This window comes from Lysinibacillus sp. AR18-8 (genome assembly GCF_001705465.1).
GTDB lineage: Bacteria > Bacillota > Bacilli > Bacillales_A > Planococcaceae > Lysinibacillus > Lysinibacillus capsici.
The window spans coordinates 82318-90087 of sequence record NZ_MDGU01000027.1; the positions used below are offsets into that span (position 1 = coordinate 82318).

Genomic DNA, 7770 nt, shown 5'->3' on the forward strand with positions numbered 1-7770 from the left:
TTTAGTTAATGGCGCCTTATACGCAGCTAACTAAAAAGAAATCGTTTCAATCTTACATGACTGCTAGGAATAAGTAAAGCACGGACATTGCATGCAAATCGTTCATCCATTACACTAAGGTAGAATTGAGGTGTCAAGAATGATTGTTTTACAGGTCAATCAACTAACTAAATCCTTTCTTGCAGATGAAATTTTAAGTGGTGTTAAATTAGAAGTTCAACACCGTGACCGTGTTGCCTTAGTAGGACGAAACGGTGCAGGTAAATCTACTTTATTAAAAATAATTGCTGGTCAAATGTCTTATGATTCAGGTGATATCATTATCCCAAAGGATATTCAAATAGGCTATTTAGAGCAACATGCAGGATTAAACTCTACGCTAACAATTTGGAATGAAATGATGACTATATTTGAATCTCTTTTAGCCCAAGAACAGCTGCTACGCTCACTTGAACAACAAATGGCTGATCCTACTGTCTATGAAAACCCTACTATGTATGCGAAAGTTATGTCGGAATACGATCATTTACAGCATACGTTTAAAGATGCAGGTGGCTATCAATATGAATCAGACATACGGTCAGTCCTTCATGGTATGCAATTTTATTCCGAAGACTATGACAAACCCATCAGTTCCTTATCTGGTGGACAGCGCACACGTTTAGCACTTGCTAAGCTCTTACTTAGTAAACCAGATCTTTTAATTCTCGATGAGCCAACGAACCATTTAGATATCGAAACACTATCTTGGTTGGAATCCTATTTAAAGGGCTATGAAGGCGCTATTTTAATTGTTTCCCATGACCGCTACTTCTTAGACCAAGTCGTTTCTATTGTCTACGAAGTATCTCGTCATCGCGTTACCAAATATCCGGGTAATTATAGTGCATATTTAGATGAAAAAGCTAAAAATTATGAGCGTGATGTCAAACTCTATGAACGTCAGCAAGATGAAAAGGCCAAGCTAGAGGATTTTATCCAAAAAAATATTGCACGTGCTTCTACAACAAAAATGGCACAAAGTCGACGTAAAATGCTTGAACGTACCGAGTGGATGGAATCGCCAGATGGTGATGAGAAATCCGCTAGTTTCGGTTTCACGATTGAACGTCAAAGTGGAAATGATGTTTTATCTGTTGATGAATTAACGATAGGTTATAACGATCGTACCATTTCTAGTGGGATAAACCTCCGCACTTTTCGTGAGGATCGTATTGCCCTTGTTGGCCCAAACGGAGTTGGTAAATCGACATTATTAAAAACAATTGTAAAAGATTTATCCCCTCTTGGAGGTAGTATTCGTTATGGTACGAATGTACAAATCGGCTACTATGATCAAGAGCAAGCAAAGCTATCGAGCAATAAGAGTGTCCTAAAAGAATTATGGGATGAATGGCCACTCATGAACGAAAAAGATATTCGAACTGTATTAGGGCGTTTTCTTTTTAGTGGTGAAGATGTGGATAAAGCTGTATCCTCTTTATCGGGCGGTGAAAAAGCACGCCTTGCACTCGCAAAGCTAATGATGCAAAAGGCTAATTTCTTAATTCTAGATGAGCCTACCAATCATTTGGACTTAGATAGCAAAGAGGTATTAGAAAATGCCTTGATTGATTATCCAGGTACGCTTCTATTTGTCTCACACGACCGCTACTTCATTAATCGTATCGCAACAAAAGTGGTGGAGTTATCTGGAACGGGTTCATTTGAATATTTAGGTGACTACGATTATTACGTTGAGAAAAAGCAGGAACTATTGGAGCTAGCACAAATGAAGGCTGCCTCCCAACCACAAGTACAGCAAGACCTACCTGATAAAACCTCTACATCAAAAATTGATAAAGAAGCAAAAAAGCGTGAACGTCAAATTAGACGTACGATTGAAGATTTAGAAAGCAAGATGCAAGAAACATCTGCTATTGTTGCAAGACTAGAAGAAGCTCTTTGTGACTCTGCCATTTTTACCGACCATGAAAAAATTTCAATGCTTCAAGCAGAATTAGCAACTGCTAAAGAACAGCATGAGCTATTAGAATTAGAATGGCTTGAGTTAAATGAAGAACTTGAAAATATTAGTATGTAAATGATGTAAGCCATGTGAAAGGTCACATGGCTTTTTCTTTACTTGTCTTCATTTTTCATATATATTGGTCAAGTGCTATTTTTCGACAAAAAATGCCCACAGTTTTATTCACACTACAAATCTAGTAGTACCAACATATCAACAGAGTTTTCCACATTGTCCACAATGAAAATTTATTTTATCCACATTCTATCGGATAAAACCAGCTACTATATATTGAATAATCACAAGTTATACACAAGTTATCAACAATTTGTGCATAAGTACGCGTGTTCGCCATTTAATTCGCTCCTTTACCTGTGGATAATTTTCTGAAAAATTTGTCAATTGTGATGCCTCTACTGACTATTCCCTTAGCACGGTTCTTTTTTATCAACAATTATTCGACAATTAAAAAAAAGAGATATCTAAAAATATAGATACCTCTTTCCTATACTATACCCAGGATTTTAACTCCATTCCTGGACGTCCATTCATCATTAAGTTTCCTCGAATACCAGCCTCAAACATCGGCATAGCTGCTGCCCCAATCATTGCCGCATTATCAGTACACAATTTAAGCGGCGGTACAAAAAACGGGATACCTTCCTCTTCAAATACAGTCTCCAAAGAAATTCGCAAACCCTTATTTGCTGCTACACCTCCAGCTGCAATAACCTGTTTCACCTGATATTCGCGAGCAGCACGTAATGTCTTAGCAGTCAGTACTTCAACAACACTTTCCTGAAAGCCCTTGGCGACAGCTGCTGGTGAAATAGCTTCACCTCGTTGATCCATATTATGTTTATAATTGATGACAGCTGATTTTAAACCGCTAAAGCTAAAATCGTATGAATCCTCTTCCAACCATACTCTTGGAAAAGGAACAGCCTCTCCTTCCTCATGAGCAAGACGATCAATATGTGGCCCACCAGGATAAGGTAAATTTAAAACACGCGCCACTTTATCATAAGCTTCACCAGCTGCATCATCTCTTGTTTCACCAATGACCTCAAAAGAGCCATGTTCCTTCATATAGACAAGCTCTGTATGACCGCCTGAAACTACTAGTGCTAATAAAGGGAACTCCATCGGCTGAACAAGCGCATTGGCATAAATATGCCCTGCAATATGATGCACACCTACAATTGGTAGGTTATTCGCAAAGGCAAAAGCCTTCGCTGCATTAATGCCAATCAACAATGCCCCTACAAGACCCGGACCCTCTGTAACAGCAACCGCATCCAAATCTACCGGCTTTAAATTTGCTTGAGCTAATGCTTCTTCAATTACCATCGTAATTTGTTCAACGTGATGGCGTGATGCAATTTCAGGAACAACGCCACCAAATCGCTTATGACTCTCTATTTGAGAAGCAACAACATTCGACACGATTTCATGACCATTTCGTATAATCGCTGCAGCTGTTTCATCACAGCTTGATTCTATTGCTAATATCAATCCATTATTCATTATAAATTCACCCACATGACAAGGGCATCCTCCCCGTTATCCGTATAATAGCCTTTCCGTATACCACCATCTTGGAATTGGAGCTTACGATAAAGATTTTGTGCAACTGTGTTCGTTACTCGTACCTCCAATGTCATAACCTCCATTCCATGTAAACGAGCTATTTGCATTGCCTCACGCATTAATCCCTCGCCTATACCTCGTCCACGAGCTGCCTCAATAACAGCTACATTCGTAATTTGGGCTGCATCTATAACCATCCACATCCCGCAAAAACCAATAATACTTCCACTTGCATCAACAGCCAGCACATAATGGGCATACTGATTTTCATGTACTTCATAGTAAAAGGAATCCAACGTCCAAGGTACAGGAAATGAAGCTACTTCAATTTCATAAACTGCTGGTACATCATCAGAAACCATTTTACGATAAGTTACATCACTACTCATGTTCTTTCTCCTTCTGTTCTTTCAGCCAATTTGCTTCAGCCTCTGCAATTCGTTTATATTGTGGGACAAAGTGATGAGTAGCTTCAACACTCGGTAATTCCACTTTAGTTCCTACACGAATAACTTCCGTTGCACGTGGCAAGTCAAGACTAAAAGGTGCACGAAAAGCGTTATCGCCAAGCTCCTCTACAATGTTATCCCAAAATAAGCCCACATCTGTTCCTACAAATAAAATAGGCGCATCTAATGCCCTTAAACGCTCTAATAAATCAGCGATATGTGCATGATGATCCTCCACAAGAGCCTCTAGAGTCACTCCTTGATAAACAGCTGTATAAACATTATCTCTTCTTGCATCAAAAATTGGACAAATTAATCCATTATAAAGGGTAGCATTTGCAGCTAATGCTTTTAAGCTAGAGACACCAACTAAAGGTATCTGTAATGTCCATGCTAGGGTTTTCGCTAATGTTACACCTATACGGACCCCTGTATACGAACCTGGCCCTTCAGACACTGCAATAACATCCAAGTCGCCTGCCTTCAAACCTGCTCTTGCTAATACCTCTTCAATAGCGGGCATTGCGCCTGCTGAATGTGTTAATTTTATATTTTGTACCAGCTCAGCTACCACTTTTCCATCCTTCACAATAGCAACGGAAAGTGGTGTATTCGCTGTTTCTATTCCTAACCAAATCATTTCATTAGCTCCTCACATAGTGCCTCATAGCGTTCCCCACTAGGTATTAACACAAATCGTCGTTCATTGTCTCCGATCCGATAAATCTCTATCGCTAATCGATTCTGTGGCAAATCCTGTTCTATTAAATGCGCCCACTCTACCACTGATACTGCATCTCCATAAAATAATTCATCCCAACCAAGGTCCTCGTCACTTTCAGCCAAACGATAAACATCTAAATGATTGAAGGGTAAACGTCCTTCATACTGTTTAATGATTGTAAATGTTGGACTGTTGACCGTTCTCTTCACACCAAGCCCTTTTGCTAAGGCCTTCGTAAACGTTGTCTTGCCTGCACCCAAATCTCCTTCTAATGTAATCGTATCTTGAGCTTCTAGTAATTTTGCAAGTGTCACGGCAAAACGCTCTGTATCATCAACTGAATTCATGATTATTTCATACATTCTCATTTTTCCTCTCATCACTACATTACCTCTAGTTTACCTAAACTAGCGAAAATGTTCAAAGCATCCAATATCATTATATCCTACATAGATTATCTTCGTTAAAAAGCCTAATTTTATGACATGGTAGCCATTTAAATAAAAAAACACGCCTTCTTTTACAAAGACGTGACAACTATTTATCTGTTTGAATGACCTTTCACTGCTATGATTTCTTTGCCAATTAGTTTATCATCCTTAAATTTTACTATATAGGCCTGTGTCATCAAGATTTCATCATTCCAACGATATTCATTATTTTTGATTTTTTTACCTGCGCCGCCTGCTGCTTCTACTACCTCAATATATGACATATCATTTTTTAATTTCTCAAATTCTACTTCGTTCATATTTTTTTGCCAGTGATACGCATTTGATTCTTCAATCTCCATAATAGGATCTCCACAGCCTACCATCATTATCATGGAACCAATAAGCAAAGGGAAATAAATACTTTTAAAAGAATAATCTTTGCTCATATAAACACCTCCGTAGCCAATCCGATTACTTCTACTTTTTTACCCCTAATCTTTATATTAGAAACATCTCTAATTTTACCTTATAGAAACGCTATCATTTATCGGTAATTTTTACTATTTTTAGATAATGTTAAATATATGAAATTCGCTATGTTTATGGCAATATTATCGATCATTTCACAGCGATTTAAGCCATTTTTTAGATACACTTGATATGTTTTAGGGAAATAGATGTTGTTTATGAAATAATAAAGGGAAGTTGGTCTCAAATACTTCACAGAATGTTATGCTTTTAGCCTCTGTGTTTCTACTAGGCAGTGTTGATCCTTTCGACATTATTCATTTGTCATGTAATTTCTACTTAATTTACTGATAAACTCCTGAAAGATGAATTGGATTCATACTCCAATCACATACAAAAAAGTCCCTATGATGTAAAATCATAAGGACTGTAATATCAATTTAAATGGCGGTCCCGACCGGGATCGAACCGGCGATCTCCTGCGTGACAGGCAGGCATGTTAACCGCTACACCACGGGACCTCTTTAAGACATTTATAAATATATCATAGAAAATATAGATATACAATATCTTTTTTCACATTTTTTTAATATATTTTCCAACACTCTTTAATCTAGGATAGAGGTTATCCTGAAATGCATTTTCCACATAATCAACATCTACTTTCATATAAGCTCTAAACATGATGCAAATTTTGCAGTATATTTAACTTTGAAGGGGGAAACATAACATGTCAAAATTAGAACAATTACAAGCAGCCTTACAGCTCCACAATACCGATGCAATTATTATCACAAATGCTCAAAATCGTCGCTATCTAACAGGTTTTACAGGTAGTGCAGGTACAGTTATTGTAACAAATACACGCGCACTTTTATTAGTAGACTTCCGCTACACACAGCAAGCAACAAATCAGTGTGACACCTTTGAAGTACTAGAGATTGATCGCAACCATTTATATGAAACCATTCAGGAAATTCTTGAACAGGAATTAATTCAAACTGTTGGTTTTGAGCAACATCATGTAACTTATTTTAGCTATCAATTAATGAAGAGCAAATTGACAGCTATATTAAAACCAATGCCTACTATTGTAGAAGATTTACGGATGATTAAAACACCAGAAGAAATTGAAATAATTAAGAAAGCAGCATGGATTTCCGATGAGGCGTTTAATCATATTCTGACATTCATCAAACCAGGTATTTCAGAACTTGATATTGCCTATGAATTAGAGTCTCATATGCGAAAAAATGGTGCAACAGGTGCAGCCTTCGATATGATTATTGCTTCTGGCCATCGTTCAGCACTCCCACATGGCGTAGCATCCTCTAAAATAGTGGAGCAAGGTGACATGTTGACAATGGATTTTGGTGCTTACTACCGAGGTTATCGTTCTGATATGACAAGAACGATTGCTGTTGGAGAACCATTAGAGCAATTAAAAGAAGTATATCAAATAGTTTATGGTGCCTTACAGCATGCCCTTTCCAATATGAAGGCTGGTATTACTGGACAAGAGGCCGATAGTTATTCACGAGACTTCATTACTAAAAAGGGATATGGACAAAATTACGGACACGGTGCAGGACATGGTATAGGCTTAGATATCCATGAAAACATATTTATGTCTACCATATGTAAAGACATGTTAGAAGAAAATATGGTACTAACTGTCGAACCGGGTATTTATATACCTAATGTAGGTGGTGTTCGAATCGAGGATGATGTTATCGTTACAAAAGAAGGTGTGGAAGTCATCACTCACTCTCCTAAGGAACTCATTATTTTATAGCCCATTAAAGTGATGTTTTATATGGAGATATCATTAAAGAAGTTTAGCTGCTTACTTTGATATATAACAAATGTTTTAAAGAGTAAGTACAATAAATTCTTTGTACTTACTCTTTTTATAAAAGAAAAAACAGCCAACACACAGCTGACTGTTTTGTTTGCCTAGCGACGTCCTACTCTCACAGGGGGAAGCCCCCAACTACCATCGGCGCTAAAGAGCTTAACTTCCGTGTTCGGTATGGGAACGGGTGTGACCTCTTTGCTGTCTCTTATACACATCTGACGCTGCCGACGATCTTACGC

7 protein-coding genes and 1 tRNA gene are annotated in these 7770 nt (G+C 37.9%); 2 read left to right on the top strand and 6 right to left on the bottom strand.

The window, feature by feature from the left end; all coding sequences use genetic code 11:
* Nucleotides 1-139 precede the first annotated feature (139 nt).
* Nucleotides 140-2083, top strand: coding sequence for an ABC transporter ATP-binding protein (locus BFM98_RS18650; RefSeq protein ID WP_066038145.1), 1944 nt, complete (start codon nucleotides 140-142; stop codon nucleotides 2081-2083).
* Nucleotides 2084-2518: 435 nt separating this feature from the next.
* Here the strand turns inward: BFM98_RS18650 and tsaD are convergent, their stop codons facing one another.
* From tsaD to BFM98_RS18680, 6 genes are all read right to left on the bottom strand, one after another.
* A complete protein-coding gene (tsaD, locus tag BFM98_RS18655) occupies nucleotides 2519-3535 on the bottom strand; it encodes a tRNA (adenosine(37)-N6)-threonylcarbamoyltransferase complex transferase subunit TsaD (RefSeq protein WP_048394920.1) in 1017 nt (338 codons plus the stop codon).
* Nucleotides 3535-3987 carry a ribosomal protein S18-alanine N-acetyltransferase gene (rimI, locus tag BFM98_RS18660; protein WP_054548892.1) on the bottom strand — a complete coding sequence of 151 codons (453 nt, stop codon included), beginning with the start codon at nucleotides 3985-3987 and terminating at the stop codon, nucleotides 3535-3537. Before rimI ends, tsaD begins: the two co-directional genes overlap by 1 nt.
* A complete protein-coding gene (gene tsaB, locus BFM98_RS18665; protein ID WP_066038146.1) occupies nucleotides 3980-4687 on the bottom strand; it encodes a tRNA (adenosine(37)-N6)-threonylcarbamoyltransferase complex dimerization subunit type 1 TsaB in 708 nt (235 codons plus the stop codon). The genes rimI and tsaB overlap by 8 nt, the downstream gene beginning before the upstream one ends.
* Entirely contained in the window at nucleotides 4684-5133 is a 450-nt protein-coding gene (tsaE, locus tag BFM98_RS18670) for a tRNA (adenosine(37)-N6)-threonylcarbamoyltransferase complex ATPase subunit type 1 TsaE (protein WP_054548893.1), read from the bottom strand. The genes tsaB and tsaE overlap by 4 nt, the downstream gene beginning before the upstream one ends.
* 179 nt (nucleotides 5134-5312) lie before the next feature.
* A complete protein-coding gene (locus tag BFM98_RS18675) occupies nucleotides 5313-5651 on the bottom strand; it encodes a hypothetical protein (protein ID WP_048394912.1) in 339 nt (112 codons plus the stop codon).
* Nucleotides 5652-6118: 467 nt separating this feature from the next.
* Nucleotides 6119-6194, bottom strand: a tRNA-Asp gene (locus tag BFM98_RS18680).
* Nucleotides 6195-6403: 209 nt separating this feature from the next.
* Between BFM98_RS18680 and BFM98_RS18685 the strand changes: the two genes are divergently transcribed.
* Nucleotides 6404-7468: a M24 family metallopeptidase gene (locus BFM98_RS18685; protein WP_066038147.1), complete on the top strand. Its 1065-nt coding sequence runs from the start codon at nucleotides 6404-6406 to the stop codon at nucleotides 7466-7468.
* Nucleotides 7469-7770: the final 302 nt, after the last annotated feature.

What these genes read in the sequence shown, in the direction of transcription:
- BFM98_RS18650 (WP_066038145.1), top strand. Translation starts at nt 140, where the DNA reads ATGATTGTTTTACAGGTCAATCAACTAACTAAATCCTTTCTTGCAGAT.
- tsaD (WP_048394920.1), bottom strand. Translation starts at nt 3,535, where the DNA reads ATGAATAATGGATTGATATTAGCAATAGAATCAAGCTGTGATGAAACA.
- rimI (WP_054548892.1), bottom strand. Translation starts at nt 3,987, where the DNA reads ATGAGTAGTGATGTAACTTATCGTAAAATGGTTTCTGATGATGTACCA.
- tsaB (WP_066038146.1), bottom strand. Translation starts at nt 4,687, where the DNA reads ATGATTTGGTTAGGAATAGAAACAGCGAATACACCACTTTCCGTTGCT.
- tsaE (WP_054548893.1), bottom strand. Translation starts at nt 5,133, where the DNA reads ATGTATGAAATAATCATGAATTCAGTTGATGATACAGAGCGTTTTGCC.
- BFM98_RS18675 (WP_048394912.1), bottom strand. Translation starts at nt 5,651, where the DNA reads ATGAGCAAAGATTATTCTTTTAAAAGTATTTATTTCCCTTTGCTTATT.
- BFM98_RS18685 (WP_066038147.1), top strand. Translation starts at nt 6,404, where the DNA reads ATGTCAAAATTAGAACAATTACAAGCAGCCTTACAGCTCCACAATACC.